The sequence below is a fragment of the Thalassovita aquimarina genome (genome assembly GCF_018219815.1).
GTDB lineage: Bacteria > Pseudomonadota > Alphaproteobacteria > Rhodobacterales > Rhodobacteraceae > Thalassobius > Thalassobius aquimarinus.
In genome coordinates this window covers 188,971-207,760 of the sequence record NZ_JADMKU010000005.1, presented here as the reverse complement: position 1 = coordinate 207,760, position 18,790 = coordinate 188,971, and the positions used below count along the sequence as shown (strand labels likewise).

18 protein-coding genes are annotated in these 18,790 nt (G+C 62.1%); 15 read left to right on the top strand and 3 right to left on the bottom strand.

Annotated features, from left to right (window positions below; all coding sequences use genetic code 11):
- Positions 1-21: 21 nt before the first annotated feature.
- Together IT775_RS08095 and preA are read left to right on the top strand one after the other, a co-directional pair.
- On the top strand, positions 22-1,344 hold the full coding sequence (locus IT775_RS08095; RefSeq protein ID WP_212700582.1) for an NAD(P)-dependent oxidoreductase: 1,323 nt from the start codon (positions 22-24) through the stop codon (positions 1,342-1,344).
- A gap of 18 nt (positions 1,345-1,362) precedes the next feature.
- The gene (gene preA, locus IT775_RS08090) at positions 1,363-2,670 is read left to right on the top strand and encodes an NAD-dependent dihydropyrimidine dehydrogenase subunit PreA (RefSeq protein ID WP_212700581.1); all 1,308 of its coding nucleotides are present in this window, start codon (positions 1,363-1,365) and stop codon (positions 2,668-2,670) included.
- A 224-nt stretch (positions 2,671-2,894) separates the two neighbouring features.
- Here preA and IT775_RS08085 read toward each other — a convergent pair whose 3' ends face one another.
- On the bottom strand, positions 2,895-3,518 hold the full coding sequence (locus IT775_RS08085) for a TetR family transcriptional regulator C-terminal domain-containing protein (RefSeq protein ID WP_212700580.1): 624 nt from the start codon (positions 3,516-3,518) through the stop codon (positions 2,895-2,897).
- Positions 3,519-3,583: 65 nt separating this feature from the next.
- Positions 3,584-4,219 carry a TetR/AcrR family transcriptional regulator gene (locus IT775_RS08080; RefSeq protein ID WP_212700579.1) on the bottom strand — a complete coding sequence of 212 codons (636 nt, stop codon included), beginning with the start codon at positions 4,217-4,219 and terminating at the stop codon, positions 3,584-3,586.
- A 136-nt stretch (positions 4,220-4,355) separates the two neighbouring features.
- Between IT775_RS08080 and IT775_RS08075 the strand changes: the two genes are divergently transcribed.
- From IT775_RS08075 to IT775_RS08050, 6 genes are all read left to right on the top strand, one after another.
- Positions 4,356-5,606 carry a Zn-dependent hydrolase gene (locus tag IT775_RS08075; RefSeq protein WP_212700578.1) on the top strand — a complete coding sequence of 417 codons (1,251 nt, stop codon included), beginning with the start codon at positions 4,356-4,358 and terminating at the stop codon, positions 5,604-5,606.
- Between the two features lie 98 nt (positions 5,607-5,704).
- On the top strand, positions 5,705-7,168 hold the full coding sequence (gene hydA, locus IT775_RS08070) for a dihydropyrimidinase (RefSeq protein ID WP_212700577.1): 1,464 nt from the start codon (positions 5,705-5,707) through the stop codon (positions 7,166-7,168).
- A gap of 90 nt (positions 7,169-7,258) precedes the next feature.
- On the top strand, positions 7,259-8,041 hold the full coding sequence (locus IT775_RS08065) for an ABC transporter ATP-binding protein (protein ID WP_212700576.1): 783 nt from the start codon (positions 7,259-7,261) through the stop codon (positions 8,039-8,041).
- A gap of 180 nt (positions 8,042-8,221) precedes the next feature.
- Positions 8,222-9,097: an ABC transporter permease gene (locus IT775_RS08060; RefSeq protein WP_212700575.1), complete on the top strand. Its 876-nt coding sequence runs from the start codon at positions 8,222-8,224 to the stop codon at positions 9,095-9,097.
- On the top strand, positions 9,097-9,936 hold the full coding sequence (locus tag IT775_RS08055) for an ABC transporter permease (RefSeq protein ID WP_212700574.1): 840 nt from the start codon (positions 9,097-9,099) through the stop codon (positions 9,934-9,936). Before IT775_RS08060 ends, IT775_RS08055 begins: the two co-directional genes overlap by 1 nt.
- A gap of 73 nt (positions 9,937-10,009) precedes the next feature.
- A complete protein-coding gene (locus tag IT775_RS08050) occupies positions 10,010-10,999 on the top strand; it encodes an ABC transporter substrate-binding protein (RefSeq protein WP_212700573.1) in 990 nt (329 codons plus the stop codon).
- Between the two features lie 77 nt (positions 11,000-11,076).
- Here the strand turns inward: IT775_RS08050 and IT775_RS08045 are convergent, their stop codons facing one another.
- On the bottom strand, positions 11,077-11,505 hold the full coding sequence (locus IT775_RS08045) for a MarR family winged helix-turn-helix transcriptional regulator (protein WP_212700572.1): 429 nt from the start codon (positions 11,503-11,505) through the stop codon (positions 11,077-11,079).
- A 227-nt stretch (positions 11,506-11,732) separates the two neighbouring features.
- Here IT775_RS08045 and maiA point away from each other — a divergent pair, with 227 nt between their 5' ends.
- The 7 genes from maiA to IT775_RS08010 all read left to right on the top strand — a co-directional run bounded on the left by maiA (position 11,733) and on the right by IT775_RS08010 (position 18,731).
- On the top strand, positions 11,733-12,377 hold the full coding sequence (gene maiA / locus IT775_RS08040) for a maleylacetoacetate isomerase (protein WP_212700571.1): 645 nt from the start codon (positions 11,733-11,735) through the stop codon (positions 12,375-12,377).
- Positions 12,378-12,508: 131 nt separating this feature from the next.
- Entirely contained in the window at positions 12,509-13,543 is a 1,035-nt protein-coding gene (locus IT775_RS08035) for a TRAP transporter substrate-binding protein (RefSeq protein WP_212700570.1), read from the top strand.
- Positions 13,544-13,630: 87 nt separating this feature from the next.
- Positions 13,631-14,215 carry a TRAP transporter small permease gene (locus IT775_RS08030; RefSeq protein ID WP_212700569.1) on the top strand — a complete coding sequence of 195 codons (585 nt, stop codon included), beginning with the start codon at positions 13,631-13,633 and terminating at the stop codon, positions 14,213-14,215.
- Positions 14,212-15,534: a TRAP transporter large permease gene (locus IT775_RS08025; protein ID WP_212700568.1), complete on the top strand. Its 1,323-nt coding sequence runs from the start codon at positions 14,212-14,214 to the stop codon at positions 15,532-15,534. The genes IT775_RS08030 and IT775_RS08025 overlap by 4 nt, the downstream gene beginning before the upstream one ends.
- Before the next feature lie 138 nt (positions 15,535-15,672).
- Positions 15,673-16,443 carry a crotonase/enoyl-CoA hydratase family protein gene (locus tag IT775_RS08020; RefSeq protein ID WP_212700567.1) on the top strand — a complete coding sequence of 257 codons (771 nt, stop codon included), beginning with the start codon at positions 15,673-15,675 and terminating at the stop codon, positions 16,441-16,443.
- A gap of 5 nt (positions 16,444-16,448) precedes the next feature.
- A complete protein-coding gene (locus IT775_RS08015; RefSeq protein WP_212700566.1) occupies positions 16,449-16,922 on the top strand; it encodes a MarR family winged helix-turn-helix transcriptional regulator in 474 nt (157 codons plus the stop codon).
- 12 nt (positions 16,923-16,934) lie between these two features.
- The gene (locus tag IT775_RS08010; RefSeq protein ID WP_212700565.1) at positions 16,935-18,731 is read left to right on the top strand and encodes a feruloyl-CoA synthase; all 1,797 of its coding nucleotides are present in this window, start codon (positions 16,935-16,937) and stop codon (positions 18,729-18,731) included.
- Positions 18,732-18,790: the final 59 nt, after the last annotated feature.

The window sequence follows — 18,790 nt, the reverse complement described above, 5'->3', positions numbered from 1 at the left end:
CCAAGCTCAGTGGAGGTAACAATGACTTCAAACGCACTGACGCCAGGCATCGTTGCAGGACGGTTGCCGGCGGATCAGTTGTCGGACAACTTTTCGGACCTGCATCCACCGCTCGACGGTCACGAAGCGCTGGTAGCGGCGGACCGCTGCTATTTCTGCCATGACGCGCCCTGCGCCACGGCCTGTCCGACCGACATCGACATTCCCCTGTTCATCCGGCAGATCGCCACCGGAACGCCCGAAGCGGCGGCCAAGACGATCCTGTCGCAGAACATCCTGGGCGGCATGTGCGCCCGGGTCTGTCCGACCGAAACCCTGTGCGAACAGGTCTGCGTGCGCGAAACCGCCGAGGGCAAGCCGGTCGAGATCGGCAACCTGCAGCGCTATGCCACCGACACCCTGATGGCCACCGGCGCGCATCCGTTCGAACGCGCGGCGGCGACGGGGAAGAAAATCGCCGTCGTCGGTGCCGGGCCGGCGGGCTTGTCCTGCGCCCACCGCCTGGCGATGAAGGGGCACGACGTTTCCGTTTATGACGCGCGGCCCAAGCCGGGCGGGCTGAACGAATACGGCATCGCCAGCTACAAATCGGTCGACGGGTTCGCCGCGAAGGAAGTCGAGTGGCTGCTGCAGATCGGCGGGATCACCGTCGAGAACGGCAAATCTCTCGGCAACGGTCTGTCACTGGATCAGCTGAAGGCCGATCATGACGCGGTGTTCCTCGCGATCGGCCTGGCAGGTGTAAATGCGATGCGGGTCGAGGGCGAAGACAAGGATGGCGTTCTCGACGCGGTCGATTTCATTTCCGACCTGCGTCAGGCCGGGGACATCGCTTCGGTCGAAATCGGCCGCGACGTGGTGGTGATCGGCGGCGGCATGACCGCGGTGGACGCCGCGGTGCAGGCCAAGCTGCTTGGCGCGTTGAATGTCAGCCTCGTCTATCGCCGTGGCCGTGACCGGATGAACGCGAGCGTGTTCGAACAGGACCTGGCGGCCTCCAAGGGCGTGCGGATCATCACCAATGCCTCGCCCAAATCGGTGATCGGCAATGGTGCGGTGCGCGAGATCGAATTCGAATATACCGACGACGATCTGAAGCCCACCGGTCAGACCTTCCGGCTTGCCGCCGATCAAGTGTTCAAGGCGATTGGCCAGACATTGGGCGGCAGCGACCTGCCCGATCTGGAGGGTGGCAAGATCGCCGTCACCGGCGCGGGCCGCACCAGCATCGATGGCGTCTGGGCCGGCGGCGACTGTGCCGCGGGTGGCGAAGATCTGACCGTGACGGCGGTGGCCGAAGGCCGCGACGCCGCTGAAGACATTCACGTCGCCCTGTCGGCGTAAGCAGAGGGAGATAAGCAGATGGCCAATCTCGCAAGCGAATTCATCGGGATCAAATCCCCCAACCCGTTCTGGCTCGCCTCGGCGCCGCCGACGGACAAGGAATACAACGTCCGCCGTGCCTTCGAAGCCGGATGGGGCGGCGTCGTTTGGAAAACACTCGGTTCCGAAGGCCCGCCGGTGGTCAACGTCAACGGCCCGCGCTACGGCGCGATCTGGGGCGCTGACCGCCGCCTTCTGGGGCTCAACAATATCGAACTGATCACCGACCGCCCGCTGGAAGTGAACCTGCGTGAAATCAAGTCGGTGAAACGCGACTACCCTGATCGCGCGCTGATCATTTCGCTGATGGTGCCGTGCGACGAAACCAGCTGGGAAACCATCCTGAAGCAGATCGAGGACACCGGTGCCGATGGCGTCGAGCTGAACTTCGGCTGCCCGCACGGCATGGCTGAACGCGGCATGGGCGCGGCGGTGGGGCAGGTGCCCGAATATATCGAAATGGTGACCCGCTGGGTGAAGAAACATTCGCGCATGCCCTGCATCGTGAAACTGACCCCGAACATCACCGACGTGCGCAAGCCGGCCGAGGCGGCCAAGCGCGGCGGTGCCGACGCGGTCAGCCTGATCAACACGATTAACTCGATCACCAGCGTCGACCTGGACGATTTCGCCCCCGAACCGACGATCGACGGCAAGGGGACCCATGGCGGCTATTGCGGCCCGGCGGTGAAGCCGATCGCGCTGAACATGGTGGCGGAAATCGCCCGCAACCCCGAAACCGCGAACCTGCCGATGTCCGGCATCGGCGGCGTGACCACCTGGCGCGACGCGGCGGAATTCATGGCGCTTGGCGCCGGCAACGTGCAGGTCTGCACCGCGGCGATGACCTACGGGTTCAAGGTGGTGCAGGAAATGATTTCGGGCCTCAGCGACTACATGGACCGCAAGGGGTTCACCTCGACCTCGGAACTGGTCGGCCGCGCGGTGCCAAATGTCACCGACTGGCAGTATCTGAACCTGAACTACGTGACCAAGGCCAAGATCGACGAAGACGCCTGCATCAAGTGCGGCCGTTGCTATGCCGCATGCGAAGATACCAGCCACCAGGCCATCGACATGTCCGAAGGCCGGGTGTTCTCGGTCAAGGATGATGAATGCGTGGCCTGCAATCTCTGCGTCAACGTCTGCCCGATCGAAGGTTGCATCACCATGGAACGCGTCGCGCCGGGGCGGTTGGATGAACGCACCGGCGAGGTGGTGCCGGAAGAGTACGGCAATTGGCTGGAACACCCGAACAATCCGGGAAATTCCTGCGCCGCCGAATGAAATTGCGCGCCCGGTCCGGGCGCGCAATTTGACTTGCCCCCGGCCCGCGGTTTCCGCCCCGGGTTTGCCTCCGGCGGGGATATTTGAAAACAGAAGAAGGTTTGCCTCCCCCCGCCTTCTTCTTTTTCAAAATATCCCGGGGGTGGGGCCGTGCCCCGCAATGGCTTCGCCTCTTTGGCGAAGTGCGGCCGGCGCGCCCGGAACGGGCGTTCATGTGGGCGCTGTCAGGGGGTCAGAAGCTTGCGGTACATGCTGTCGAGAAACGCTTCGGCCCCTTCAACCGGGTCGGCTTCCCCGTCGGTCAGGATCGACACCTGCACTTCGAAATCGGCGTAATGCTGGGTGGTCGCCCAGATCGAGAAAACCAGGTGCCGCGGATCAGATTGCGCCAGCTTGCCTTCTTCCATCCAGCGCTGGATCAGGGTGGTTTTTTCGTCGAACAGCGTCTTGAGCCCGGTCTCCAGATGCGGCCGCATCCTGGGGGCGCCCTGCAGGATTTCATTGGCAAACAGCCGGCTTTCGCGGGGGAATTCGCGGCTCATCTGCACCTTGCGGTGGATGTAGGCGAGGATTTCTTCCAGTGGATCGCCTTCGGGATCCATCTTCGCCAGAGGATCGAGCCAGTTTTCCATCAGCGTGTTCAAAAGCGTGACGTGGATCGCTTCCTTGCCGTCGAAATAATACAGGATGTTCGGTTTCGACAGTCCCGATGCCTCGGCGATCTGGTCCAGCGTCGCGCCGCGATAGCCATGCTGCGAAAACACGTCTAGCGCCGCCTCAAGAATGCGCTTGCGATTGCGCAGCTGGATGCGGCTCGGCTTTTTCTCGGGTTTCGTCGCGTCGTCCATCGCTTACTCCGGTCAGGCTGATCGGCTAGACTAGCCCAGCCATTTTGAATGGTCCAGAAATCGCGTCATTCGGTGACCCCGATCCCTTTCAGGATGATGCGCTTGATGCTGGCCTTCGCCGCTTCCCACTGCGCGTCGTCGAGCGGCTTGCCGCCGTTCAGGGTTTCGATCTGGTGGCTGAAATCGGCGTAGTGCTGGGTGGTCGCCCACAGCATATAGAGCAGGTGGTCGGGATCGACCGGGTCCATCCGGCCTTCGGCGATCCAGCGGTTGATGATCGCGGCGCGGCCCTCGGTCCATTCCATCAGCGTGGTTTCCAGGTAGTCCTGGATCACCGGCGCGCGGTGCATCACTTCGGTCGCCCAGACCTTCGATCCGGACGGATGGCGGCGGCTGATTTCCATCTTGGCGTCGATATAGGCGCCGATTCCCTCGGCCGGGTCGTCGGCATCGTCGAACACATCCGCCGCCTGCAGCCAGAACTGGAAAATGTTTTCCACCACCTGCCGGTAAAGCGATTCCTTGGTCGGGAAATAATAATGCAGGTTCGCCTTGGGCAACCCGGCCATATCGGCGATCAACTGCATCGTCGCGCCGCCGAACCCCGCCTCGGAAAAGACTTTTTCCGCTGCCGCCAAAATGAGCTTTTCGTTTTCCTGACGGCGTTCTTTTTTGCTGTTCGTGCGCGGTTGAGCGGCCATAGAGAAATCTGTCCGATAAAATTTCTTGACCGGTTGGTCAGGTTGTGGTGTCGTGAATTTGACCATACGGTCAGGAACCGTGTGAAGCAAGAGAGCAAAGGCCCGTCAGAGGCCGCTCAACAAGGGAGAATTCCGAATGGCCGTGCTTGGCGATAATTTGAAAATCAACGGCGACCGCTTGTGGGACAGCCTCATGGAGATGGCCAAGATCGGGCCGGGCATCGCGGGCGGCAACAACCGTCAGACCCTGACCGATGCGGATGCCGAGGGACGCGCGCTGTTCCAGAAATGGTGCGAAGCGGCGGGCTGCACCATGGGTGTGGACAAGATGGGCAACATGTTTGCCACCCGTCCCGGCACCGATCCCGAGGCGCTGCCGGTCTACATGGGATCGCACCTGGATACCCAGCCGACGGGCGGTAAATACGATGGCGTCCTGGGCGTTCTTGGCGGGCTGGAAGCTCTGCGCACCATGCAGGATCTCGGCGTGAAGACCAAACACCCGATCGTGCTGACCAACTGGACCAACGAGGAAGGCACCCGGTTCGCGCCTGCGATGCTGGCTTCGGGCGTGTTCGCGGGCAAGCACGAGCTGGACTGGGCCTATGACCGGGTCGATGCCGAGGGCAAGCGGTTCGGCGACGAGTTGAAGCGGATCGGCTGGGTCGGCGACGAAGAGGTCGGCGCGCGCAAGATGCACGCGATGTTCGAGCTGCATATCGAACAGGGCCCGATCCTGGAGGCCGAGGGCAAGGATATCGGCGTGGTGACCCACGGGCAGGGGCTGCGCTGGATCGAGTGCACGGTGACCGGCAAGGAAAGCCATACCGGGTCGACCCCGATGCGGATGCGCAAGAATGCCGGCCGCGGGCTGGCGCGGATCACCGAACTGGTGCACGAGATCGCGATGAAGCATCAGCCCAACGCGGTGGGCGCCATCGGTCATATCGACGTCTATCCCAACAGCCGCAACATCATCCCGGGCAAGGTCGTGTTCACCATCGATTTCCGCTCGCACCTGATGGATGTGATCGATGCGATGATGGCGGAGTTCGAGGAAAAGGCGCCGAAGCTTTGCGAGGAAATCGGCGTGTCGCTCGACTGGAAGATCTCGGGCCAGTTCAACCCGCCCGCGTTCGACGAAAACTGCGTCGCGGCGGTGCGCAATGCGGCCGAAAGGCTGGGCTACAGCCACATGGACATCGTGTCCGGCGCCGGCCACGACGCCTGCTGGATCAACGACGTGGCGCCGACCGCGATGATCATGTGCCCCTGCGTTGACGGGCTGAGCCACAACGAGGCGGAAGAGATTTCCAAGGAATGGGCGACGGCAGGGGCCGATGTGCTGCTGCATGCCGTGTTGGAGACGGCAGAGATCGTCGAGTAAGCTTGGACTAAACGGATAGCGCCGGGGGCTCTGCCCCCGGACCCCCGGGATATTTCGAAAAAGAAGAAGCTCCGGGTATTTTCAGGGAGATTGAGATTATGACGACCAAGGTGATCAAGGGCGGAACCGTGTGCACCGCCGACCGGACCTGGAAGGCGGATGTGCTGATCGAGGGCGAGGTGATCAAGCAGATCGGCGAGGATCTGAAGGGCGACGAATACATCGATGCCGAGGGCGCTTACGTGATCCCCGGCGGGATCGACCCGCATACCCATCTGGAAATGCCCTTCATGGGCACCACCGCGGCAGAAACCTTCGAGAGCGGCACCTGGGCGGCGGCGGCGGGTGGCACCACCATGCTGATCGATTTCTGCCTGCCAGGCGAGGACGGGTCGATCAAGAACGCGATCAATGAATGGCACCGCAAATCGGCGCCGCAGATCTGTACCGATGTCGGCTATCACATGGCGATCACCGGCTGGAACGAAAACATCTTCGAGGAAATGAAGGACGCCGTCGACATGGGCGTCAATTCCTTCAAGCATTTCATGGCCTACAAGGGCGCATTGATGATCGAGGACGACGAGATGTTCGCCTCCTTCAAGCGCTGCAAGGAGCTGGGCGCGCTGCCGATGGTGCATGCCGAGAACGGCGACCTGGTGGCCGACATGCAGGAACAGATGCTGGCCAAGGGAATCACCGGGCCGGAAGGCCACGCCTACAGCCGTCCGCCGGAATTCGAGGGCGAGGCGGCGAACCGCGCGATCACCATCGCCGACGCGGCAGGCGTGCCATTGTACATCGTGCATGTCAGCTGCGAACAGGCGCACGAGGCGATCCGGCGCGCGCGGCAGAAGGGGATGCGGGTTTACGGTGAACCTCTGATCCAGTTCCTGACGCTGGACGAGAGCGAGTATTTCAACACCGACTGGGACCACGCCGCGCGTCGCGTCATGTCGCCGCCGTTCCGGTCCAAGGATCATCAGGACAGCCTGTGGGCCGGCCTGCAATCGGGGTCGCTGCAGGTGGTCGCCACCGACCACGCGGCGTTCACCACCGAACAGAAGCGCATGGGCATCGACAATTTCTGCATGATCCCGAACGGGTCGAACGGGCTGGAGGAACGCCTCGCGGTGCTGTGGACGCAGGGCGTGGAAACCGGGCGGCTGACGCCGAACGAATTCGTCGCCGCGACCTCGACCAACGTGGCGAAGATTCTCAACATCTACCCCAAGAAGGGGGCGATCGTAGAAGGCGCGGATGCCGATATCGTGGTCTGGGATCCGAAGATCAGCAAGACGATCAGCGCCAGCAACCACCATTCCGTGTTGGATTACAACGTGTTCGAAGGGTTCGACGTGAAGGCGCAGGCGCGTTATACGCTGTCGCGCGGCGAAGTGATCTGGGCATGGGGCCGGAACAGCCAGCCGCAGCCCGGCCGTGGCCGGTTCGTGCCGCGCCCGGCCTTCCCCTCGGCGCACCAAGCACTGTCGAGGTGGAAGGAACTGACCGCGCCGAAGCAGATCAACCGCGATCCGATGAATATCCCGGCCGGGATCTGATACCATGCGCGTCCCGGCTATGTGCCGGGGCGCCGCCATAATAATAAGATACGGCAGCCACACGCTACCGATACGGAGATACAGGGACTTATGACCGATACCGTGATCAGCGCCAAAGACCTGTCGCTGACCTTCCAGACCAATGATGGCCCCGTTCATGCGCTCAAGGATGTCAGTCTTGATATCCAGAAGGGCGATTTCATCAGTTTCATCGGGCCTTCGGGCTGCGGGAAAACGACCTTCCTGCGCTGCATGGCGGATTTGGAGCATCCGACCGGCGGCAGCATCAGCGTCAACGGTGTGAGTGCGCAAGAGGCAAGGAAATCAAGGGCCTATGGCTATGTTTTCCAACATGCGGGGCTTTATCCGTGGCGCACCATCGGCGGCAATATCCGGCTGCCGCTGGAAATCATGGGCTATGACAAGGCCGATCAGGATGAACGGGTCAATCGTGTCCTGGAACTGGTCGAACTGGACGGGTTCGAGAAGAAATTCCCCTGGCAATTGTCCGGCGGGATGCAGCAGCGCGCCTCGATCGCGCGGGCCTTGGCGTTTGATGCCGATATCCTGCTGATGGACGAACCCTTTGGCGCGCTTGACGAAATCGTGCGCGACCACCTGAACGAACAGCTGCTGAAACTGTGGGACCGGACCAACAAGACCATCGGTTTCGTGACCCATTCGATCCCCGAGGCGGTGTACCTGTCGACCAAGATCGTGGTGATGAGCCCGCGTCCGGGCCGGATTTCCGACGTGATCGAAAGCACGTTGCCGAAGGAACGGCCGCTTGATATCCGCGATACGCCGGAATTCCTGGAAATCGCCCATCGCGTGCGGGACGGGCTGCGGGCGGGGCATGCTTATGATGATTAAGTTTGATGCCATTTGCGGCATTTGTGCCCCGAAACGGTGCAAATCCCCTGCCGGTCCGAACTTCGCGGCGACCGGGGTCGGTTCGGCCGTGGACAGGACGCGCGCGAACCGGTTTTCCGCGCATGTGGCGCGGTCTGCCCGGCCGGGTATTTGCGCCAAGGTGAACGCAGGGGGCGGCGCATGAGGAAATCACTCATTCCCATCCTGACCGTCGTCGCGGCGATCTTCGTGATCTGGTACGGCGCGGCGGTGGCGCTGAACATGGCCTGGGCCAAGGACCAGGCGACGCGCGCCGGCACCAACCCGAGCTTTACCGAGCTGGTGGCCAACACATGGTCGCAGAAGAAACCGAAACTGCCGGCGCCGCATCAGGTGGCGGCGGAGATCTGGAAGACCACGGGCGAGATGGTGATCAATGGGCGCGGCTTTTCCAAGCGGTCGCTGATCTATCACAGCTGGATCACGCTGAGCGCCACGGGGATCGGGTTCCTGCTGGGCGCGGGTTTCGGCATCCTGCTGGCGATCGGGATCGTTTATAACCGGGTGATGGACATGAGCGTGATGCCCTGGGTCATCGCCAGCCAGACAATCCCGATCCTCGCGGTCGCGCCGATGATCATCGTGGTGCTGAACGCGATCGGCATTTCCGGGCTGCTGCCCAAGGCGATGATTTCGATGTACCTGTCCTTCTTCCCGGTGGTGGTCGGCATGGTGAAGGGGCTGCGCAGCCCCGGCGCGATGCAACTGGACCAGATGAAGACCTGGAGCGCCACCAAGGGTCAGCAGTTCTGGCGCCTGCGGTTGCCGTCCTCGATGCCTTACCTGTTCGCTTCGCTAAAAGTGGCGATGGCGGCCTCGCTGGTGGGGGCCATCGTGGGGGAACTGCCGACGGGTGCCGTGGCGGGTCTGGGCGCGCGCCTGTTGGCGGGCAGCTATTACGGTCAGACGATCCAGATCTGGAGCGCCCTGATCATGGCGGCGGCGCTGGCGGCGGTGCTGGTGGCGCTGATCGGGCTGATACAGAGAATTGTGCTGAAACGGATGGGGATGGCGTGATGGGCTGGATTGTTTTCGGATTTCTGGCCTGGCTGGCGGGTTGGCGGGCCAATGTGTGGCTGGCGCGGCAGCCGAAATCGCGGGCCACGGCGCTGGCGGTGCCGGTGATCTTCGGCGTGACCGTGGTGATCTTGTGGGAATGCGCGGTGCGCGGCTTCGGCATCAACCCGGTGCTGTTGCCGGCGCCCTCGGCCATCGCGGTGCGTTTCGCGGGATCCACCGGCATCCTGTGGGAAGATTTCGTGCAGACGGTTCTGAAAGGGGCCCTGTCGGGTTATGTGCTGGGCTGCGGCGGGGCCTTCCTGACCGCGGTGGTGATCGACCGCTATCCGTTCCTGCAGAAGGGGCTGTTGCCGGTGGGCAATTTCGTCGCCGCCTTGCCCATCGTCGGCATGGCGCCGATCCTTGTCATGTGGTTCGGATTCGACTGGCAGTCGAAGGCGGCGGTCGTGGTGGTGATGGTGTTCTTTCCGATGCTGGTCAACGCGGTCGAGGGATTGCAGGCCACCGACAAGATGCAACGCGACCTGATGCGCACCTATGCTGCCGGATACGGCAAGACGCTTCTGAAGCTGCGGCTGCCGGCGGCGATGCCGTTCATCTTCAACGGTTTGAAAATCACCACGACACTGGCCTTGATCGGCGCCATCGTGGCAGAGTTTTTCGGAAGTCCCATCAAGGGAATGGGATTCCGGATTTCCACCAGTGTCGGGCAACTGGCGCTGGATCTTGTCTGGGCCGAAATCGTGGTTGCAGCGATTGTCGGGTCGGCATTTTATGGCGGGGTCGCTTTGCTAGAAAAGGCAGTGACCTTCTGGCACCCGTCGCAACGAGGCTGAGCGAAAAGATTCAGTTCGATAATAAAAAAACAAAGTCCAACAATAAGATAACGTTCAACAAGGAGAATATGAAATGAAAACGATGATGAAGACTTTGGGCGTTGCCGCGCTCGGTCTTTGGGCCGGGATGGCCCAGGCCGCGGACGACGTGACCCTGCAGCTGAAATGGGTGACGCAGGCCCAGTTCGCGGGGTACTACGTGGCGCTCGACAAGGGGTTCTATGAAGAAGAGGACCTGAACGTCACCATCAAGCCGGGCGGGCCGGATATCGCGCCGGCACAGGTGATCGCGGGCGGCGGTGCCGACGTGGTCCTAGACTGGATGCCCTCGGCGCTGGCGAGCCGCGAAAAGGGTCTGCCGCTGGTGAATATCGCCCAGCCTTACAAGAGCTCGGGCATGATGCTGACCTGCCGCAAGGACGCCGGCATCGAATCCCCGGAAGATTTCAAGGGCAAGACGCTGGGCGTCTGGTTCTTCGGCAACGAGTACCCGTTCCTGAGCTGGATGAGCAAGCTGGGCTATTCCACCGCGGGCGGCCCCGATGGCGTGACGGTTCTCAAGCAGGGCTTCAACGTCGACCCGATCCTGCAGGGGCAGGCGGCCTGCGTGTCGACCATGACCTATAACGAATACTGGCAGATCATCGATGCCGGTCTGAAGCCGGAAGAACTGGTCGTGTTCAAATACGAAGACCAGGGCGTCGCGACGCTGGAAGACGGTATGTACGTGATGGAAGAAAACCTGAACGACCCGGCCTTCGTCGACAAGATGGTGCGTTTCGTGCGCGCCTCGATGAAGGGCTGGAAATGGGCCGAGGAGAACCCGGAAGATGCGGCGATGATCGTGCTGGACAACGATGCATCGGGCGCGCAGACCGAGGAACACCAGATCCGCATGATGACCGAGGTCGCCAAGCTGACCGCCGGATCGAACGGTGCGCTGGACGTGGCCGATTACGAACGCACGGTGGAGTCGCTGCTGTCGGGCGGGTCGGACCCGGTCATCACCAAGAAGCCGGAAGGCGCCTGGACCCACGCGATCACCGACAAGGCGCTGAACTGATCCACGGCGCAACTGGATGAAAAAGGAAAGGGCTGGCCGTTTGGCCGGCCCTTTTGTGTTGCGGGCGTCGGCGCGGGTTAGCGCGCCCGGGTGTCGAGCACTTTGAGCATCAGCCGGGTCAGGATTTCGGTTTCCCCCGGATCCAGCCCCTCGGTCAGCCGCTGCTGCGTCCGCTCGGTCACCTGGTGCGCCTGCTCCAGCACGGTCTTGCCCGATTCGGTGAGGTTCAGGACCCGGGCGCGGCGGTCTTTCTCGGAAACCTTGCGCGAGACATAGCCCTTTTCAACCAATCGGTCTACGACGCCGCCGATGGTTGCGCGGTCGCAGGCGGTCCAGGCGGCGACCGATGCCTGGTCGGCCCCGGGGTTGAGCTGTATCGCGGCCAGGGCGGCATATTGAAATGGCGTGATATCAACCTCTTGCCGGTTCATTTCTTCGAAGAACACGGCCGTCGCGACCTGATGTGTGCGCCGGAAAAGATGCCCGACCATCACATGAAATTCCATCTCACTCCCCCCAATTCGAGCGCGGCTCGTGCCGGATTACCGGGCCTTTGCCGCATGCGCTATGCCTAAAATCAATCGCGTCTGCGATAAATCAAATTGACATATCCCATAATGATATGAATACGTATTTATTGTTTGTACTGCAATCGGCCTTGGGGAGGGCTGCCGATGTCGTGTCGAGATCTGCCGCCGCCGAGCGCCGCGTTGAACGGGCCGGTCGTCTAATCATGAAATTCCTTGGCTATTTCAGGTCGTCTTCGGCCTATCGTTGTCGTATCGCCTTCAATCTGAAAGGATTGGACTACGATTTCGAGAGCGTACACCTGAAACACGGCCGCCAGAAGGAACCGGGCTTTGCCGCGATCAATCCGCAGCGGCTGGTGCCGGCGCTGATCACCGATGACGGGCTGGAACTCAGCCAGTCGCTGGCGATCATCGAATGGCTGGACGAAACCTACAGCCAAGTGCCGCTGTTGCCCGCCGACAAGGATCTGCGCGCCCAGGTGCGTGCCTTTGCCCAGGTGATCGCCTGCGAAATCCACCCGCTGCAGAACCTGCGGGTGCTGCAATATCTGCGCGGCGATCTGGGGCTGGGCGACGATGCGGTCAATGCCTGGCTGAGACGTTGGCTGGGCGAGGGATTGCAGGCCTGCGAAGACATCCTGCAGAAACGGGGCGGCGACAGTCGGTTCTGTTTCGGCGAGGAACCGGGGCTGGCCGATATCTGTCTTGTGCCGCAGGTTTTTTCCGCTGAACGCTTCAAAGTTGATATCAGTGGGTTGGAACGGGTGAACGCGATCTACGAAAACTGTGCCGCGCTCGAGGCTTTTGCCGCGGCGCATCCGGCGAAACAACCGGATTTCGAACCGTGAGAGCGGTCGCGAAGGCCGGAGCGAACAGGGGCGGAGCAAACGGGGAAGTCGTGTTTCGATCCTGAACTTATCTTCAATATTCCCTACTGGGCGGAGCCGGGGGGAGAAACAACCAAGGGAGGTTAACCACCATGAAGCTTTTCAAAACCGCATTGCGCACGGCTGCTGCCGCGGCCATCGTTGCGGGCACCACGACAACGGCTTTCGCCGCCGAGGTCACCCTGACCATGCACCAGTTCCTGCCGGCGCAGGCCAACGTGCCGAAGCACGTGCTGGACGTCTGGGCGAAGAAGATCGAAGAGGAATCGAACGGTCGTATCGAGATCGAGCATTTCGCGTCTATGTCGCTGGGTGGCAAGCCGCCGGAACTGATCGGTCAGCTGGAAGACGGCATCGCGGATATCGTCTGGACCGTTCCCGGCTACACCCCGGGCCGTTTCCCGCAGGCCGAAGTGTTCGAACTGCCCTTCATGATGACCGATGCCGAGGCGACCAGCCGCGCCTATTGGGAATACGCCGAAGCGAACATGATGGATAAGGACTACCAGACCTTCAAGCCGATCGCGCTTTGGGTTCATGGTCCGGGCCTGATCCATTCGAAGGACCCGATCGTCAGCGTTGCCGACCTGAACGGCGTCAAGCTGCGCGCGCCGACCCGCGTGACCAACAAGATGTTCTCGGAAATGGGCGCGACCCCGGTCGGCATGCCGGTTCCGGCAGTGCCCGAGGCGCTGTCGAAAGGCGTGATCGACGCGACCGTGATCCCGTGGGAAGTCACCGGCGCCCTGAAGGTTCCGGAACTGGTTTCCAACCACACCACCTTCCCCGGTGCATCGCTCTATACCACGACCTTCATCTTCGGGATGAACAAGGACAAGTACGATGCGCTGCCCGACGACCTGAAGGCCGTGATCGACAACAACTCGGGCGCCGACACGTCGGCCTGGGCCGGCAAGACCATGCAGTCGTTCGACGAACCGTCCTATGAAATTGCCAAGGAGCGCGGCAACAACATCATCGCGCTGAGCGACGACCAGATTGCAGAATGGAAGGCCGCAGCGGCCAGCCAAGAAGGTGACTGGGTCGAGGAAATGAACGGCAAGGGCTTCGACGGTCAGGCCCTTCTGGACCAGGCCAAGGCGCTGATCGCGAAATACAGCAACTAACGGACCCGTCCGTTACCCGAGTAAAGGCCGCCGCGATCCTGTCGCGGCGGCCATCATCAAACCCTCTTGGGGGGAAAGAGGAAAGCAATGCAACGGTTCATGAACAACCTTGCGAGGGGCATGGCGATGCTGGGGGGCGCGGTGCTGACCTTCCTGGTCATCCTGACCTGCCTGTCGGTTCTCGGTCGGGCGATCAACACGCTCCTGCACAGCGATTTCGCCGAAGCGGTGCTGGGCGGACTGACCAAAACGCTGCTTGATACCGGAGTGGGGCCGATCACCGGCGATTTCGAGCTGGTGGAAGCCGGGATCGCCTTTTCGATCTTCGCCTTCATTCCGCTCTGCCAGATCACCGCGGGTCATGCGTCGGTCGATATCTTCACCTCGGCACTGCCGGTTCGGGCGAACCGTTTCATCCAGATGGTATCGGAAATCCTGTTCGCGCTGGTGCTGATCCTGATCGCGTGGCGGCTTTACGACGGCATGATGTCGAAGATGAAATATAACGAGACCACCTTCCTGCTGCAATTCCCGATCTGGTGGGCCTATGGCATCAGCTTCGTCGCCAGCATCGTGTCCGCGATCGTATCGGTCTACATGGCCGTCGTGCGGATCGCGGAATTCTTCCGTAACACGACCATCATTCACGCCGGTTCGGGGGCAGACCATTGAGCAATCTTGAAATCGGACTGACGTCCTTCCCGCTTCTTCTGGTTCTGATCTTCCTGCGCATACCGATCGGCCTTGCGATGTTCCTTGTCGGGCTGGGCGGGCTGTACTTCCTGACTGGCAGCCCCAACATCGCGCTGGCCAAGCTGAAGACCGAAACCTATTCGACCTTTTCCAGCTATTCGCTGTCGATCGTGCCGATGTTCCTGCTGATGGGCCATTTTGCCACCCTTGGCGGCATGAGCCAGGCCTTGTTCAAGGCCGCCGAAAGCTTCCTTGGTCACCGTCGCGGCGGTGTGGCGATGGCGGCCGTGGGCGCCTGCGCCGGGTTCGGCGCGATCTGCGGATCGTCGCTGGCCACCGCCGCCACGATGAGCCAGGTGGCATTGCCGGAACTGCGCCGCTACGGCTATTCGGGCGGGTTTTCCACCGCGACGCTGGCTGCCGGCGGCACGCTGGGCATCCTGATCCCGCCGTCGGTGATCCTGGTGATTTACGCGATCCTGACCGAGCAGAACATCGCCAAGCTGTTCCTGGCCGCCTTCATTCCGGGCATCTTGGCCGCGGTCGGCTACATGATCACCATCTCGATCTATGTCCGGATGCATCCCGATGCGGCGGGCGTTCGCGAACCGATCCCGATGGCGGAGCGGTTCAAGGCGCTGGCCAATGTCTGGCCGGTTCTGCTGGTGTTCGTCACCGTTGTCGGGGGCATCTACCTGGGTGTCTTCACCCCGACCGAGGGCGCCGCCGTCGGTGCGGCGGGTACCGGATTGATCGCGCTGGCCAATGGCGGGCTGACCAAGGTGACGCTGATCGAAAGTTTCATGGCGACCGCGCGGTCGACCGCGATGATCTTCTTCATCGTGCTGGGCGCGGGGTTCTATAACGGCTTCCTGGCGCTGAGCCAGGTGCCGCAGGAACTATCGAACTACGTGGTGGGGCTTGGTTTCAGCCCGTGGATCATCCTGATCATCATCCTGTCACTGTACCTGATCTTCGGCTGCGTGATGGACAGCCTGTCGATGATCCTGCTGACGATCCCGATCTTCTTCCCGATCATTTCGAACCTCGATTTCGGGCTGACGCTGGAAGAAACCGCGATCTGGTTCGGCATCATCGTTCTGATCGTGGTCGAGGTCGGGCTGATCACGCCACCGGTGGGGATGAACCTGTTCGTCATCAACTCGATGGACCGGCTGACCCCGATGATCGAAACCTACAAGGCGGTGCTGTATTTCGTCGCCTCCGACGTGGTCCGGGTGATCGTGCTGATCGCCTTCCCGGGGATCACCCTGTTCCTGTTGCGCTTGCTGCACTGAAACGGGGCGAATTGACGGAACGGTTTGAAAACCCGGCCTTGTGCCGGGTTTTCTTTTGCCTGGCCTCCGGGAAGATATGGGGCTGGACTGTTCAGAAAATAATAGTTATGAATTATAGCTAATAACTGGGAGTAAGAGATGAGCGATTCCGATATCATCAAGATAGAGGTCGAAGGTCCGGTCGCGACGGTCACCATGAACCGCCCCGGCAAGCGCAACGCGATGAACGACACGTTGCTTGCGGCGCTGGACGGATTCTTTTCCAATCCGCCCGAGGGCGTGAAGGTCGTGATCCTGACCGGGACCGACGGCCATTACTGTTCCGGGCTGGACCTGTCCGAACACGTGTCGCGCGACGCCGAGGGCACGATGCGCCATTCGCGCGGCTGGCACGCGGTGATGGACAAGATCCAGTTCGGCGGGCTGCCGGTGGTGTCGGCGATGTTCGGCGCGGTGATCGGCGGCGGGCTGGAACTGGCGACCTCGACCCATGTGCGGATCGCCGAACCCTCGACCATCTTCCAGCTGCCCGAAGGCCGCCGCGGCATCTATGTCGGCGGCGGGGCCTCGGTCCGGGTCGGTCGCATTCTGGGTGCCGACCGGATGACCGAGATGATGCTGACGGGCCGCAAATACGGCGCCGATGACGGCTACATGCTGGGCCTGTGCCACCATTCGGTGGGCGAGGGCGAGGCGCTGCCGCTGGCCAAGAAGCTGGCGGGGCAGATCGCCGACAACGCGCCGCTGTCCAATTACGTGATGATCCACGCGCTGGCCCGGATCGAGGACATGTCGAAGCAGGACGGGCTGTTCACCGAAAGCCTTTGCGCGGCGCTGACCCAGACCAGCCCGGATGCACAGGAAGGGCTGAAGGCCTTCCTGGAAAAACGCAACCCGACCTTCCGGTGACCGCCATGGTGAAGACGAAGAAAGTATCGACACAGGATCAGGCCGCGACCGGCAGGCTCGACAGTTCGCTGCGCGGGATCATCGGCTACACCATGAAGCGCGCCACGAATATCCTGCAGGCGGATGCGGCGCAGGTGTTGGAGGAATTCGGCCTGCGCATCACCACCTTTTCTGCGCTGGTGGTGATTTGCGACCACCCGGACGTGACCCAGTCGCAGATCGCGGCGGCGCTGAACATGGAACGGTCCAACACGGTGCTGATCATCGACGCGCTGGAACAGGCCGGGCTGATCGGGCGGCACCGGGTGCCGACCGACCGGCGGTCCTACGCTTTGCGCGCGACACTGGAGGGAATGAAAATCCGCAACGCCGCCGTGCGGGCGCTGGCCGAACGAGAAGAGGTTATTCTGCACGATCTGACCCGGGAGGAGCGCGCCGCGCTGTTGGCGTTGTTGGGCAAGATCGCATCACGAAGCTAAAGGGGGGAGCCCATGGCCAAAGACAGCATCACCGTACCGCAGGAGGTGATCACCGAAACGCGTGCCGACGGCACGCTGGTTCTGACATCCGCGCACCCGATGGGGGCGGTGGTAGACACGACCGGCGACTGGTTGCACGAATGGGCGGACAAAACGCCTGACGCGGTGTTCATCGCCGAACGCGACGGTGCCGGTTGGCGCGAAGTCAGCTATGCGCAGGTGCTGGAAACGGTGCGCAATCTCGGCGCGTGGCTGTTGGCCAATGGCTATGACAAGAAGGGTCCGGTGCTGGTGATGTCGGGCAATTCGGTCGATCACGGGTTGCTGGCGCTGGCGGCGCAATATGTCGGCATGGCGGTGGTGCCGGTGGCCGAACAATATTCGCTGATCCCCGGTGCGCATGAACGGCTGCTCCACATCGCAGAGAAGGTCCGCCCCGGGTTGCTGTTCGTCGATGATGCCGCCCGCTATGCGCAGGCGCTGAACATGCCGGAACTGGCCGGCTACGATGTTCTGGCCAGCAAGACAGACGGTGCGCCGCGCGACGTGATCGCGATTGAAGAGGCGCTGAAGGGCGGCGATGCCGATGTCGACGCGACCCATGCCGCCGTGACCCCCGACACGGTGGCCAAGATCCTGTTCACCTCCGGGTCGACCTCGAACCCGAAAGGGGTGATCACCACCCATCGCATGATGTGCGTGAACCAGACCCAGATCGCCGATGCCTTCCCTGTGCTGCGCGCCAAGCCGCCGAAAATCCTCGACTGGCTGCCGTGGAATCACGTGTTCGGCGGGTCGCACAATTTCAACATGATGCTGGCCAATGGCGGCGCGATCTACATCGATGACGGCAAGCCGACAGAGGCGCTGTTCCCACGATCGCTGGAAAACATGAAGATGCATACCGGCACGCTGGCCTTCAACGTGCCGGTGGGGTTCGCCCGCCAGGTCGAGGCATTGCGCGCCGATCCGGAACTGCGCAAGGCGTTCTTTACCGATCTCGATTTCACCTTCTACGCCGGCGCGTCCTTGCCGCAGGAAATCTGGGACGCGCTGGGTGAAATGGCGATGGAAGTCACTGGCACTGTGCCGCTGATGGTCTCGAGCTGGGGCATGACGGAAACCGCGCCTGCGACGCTTCTGGTGCATGAACGGGTCAACCGGTCCGGCATCATCGGCGTACCGGTGCCCGGTGCCGTCATCAAGCTGATCCCGGACGAAGACGGCCGTTACGAACTGCGCTGCAAGGGGCCGAACGTGATGCCGGGCTATTTCGAGGACCCGGAAAAGACCGCCGAAAGCTTCGATCCCGAAGGGTTCCTGATCACCGGTGATGCGGTGAAGCTCGTCGATCCCAACGATCCGGGCCGGGGGCTGACCTTCGATGGCCGGATCTCGGAGGATTTCAAGCTGACCTCGGGCACCTGGGTGCGGGTGGCAAGCCTGCGCACGGCGCTGATGACCGCGTTGGAGGGGCTGATAGGCGACCTGGTGATCACCGGGCATGATCGCGCCGACCTGGGCGTTCTTCTGTTCCCGGCCCAACCCGCCGGCGGCGCCGAGGGCGATATCGTCACCGATGCCGCCCTGGTCGAAGAGGTGCAGGAACGGCTGGCCCGGCTGGCGGGCACAGCAACCGGGTCCTCGACACGGATCGGCAAGGCGTTGATCTGCGCCGAGGCGCCGTCGCTGAAGGATCACGAAATCACCGCCAAGGGCAACCTGAACACGCGCAAGGTGCTGACCCGCCGCGCCGCGCTGGTCGAGAAACTCTATGATGACAAGGACGGTGACGTGATCCGGGTCTGACACCCGTTTCATCGTTCCCGAAATACTCCCGCCCGAGGCGTCCCGATGACGCCAAGGGC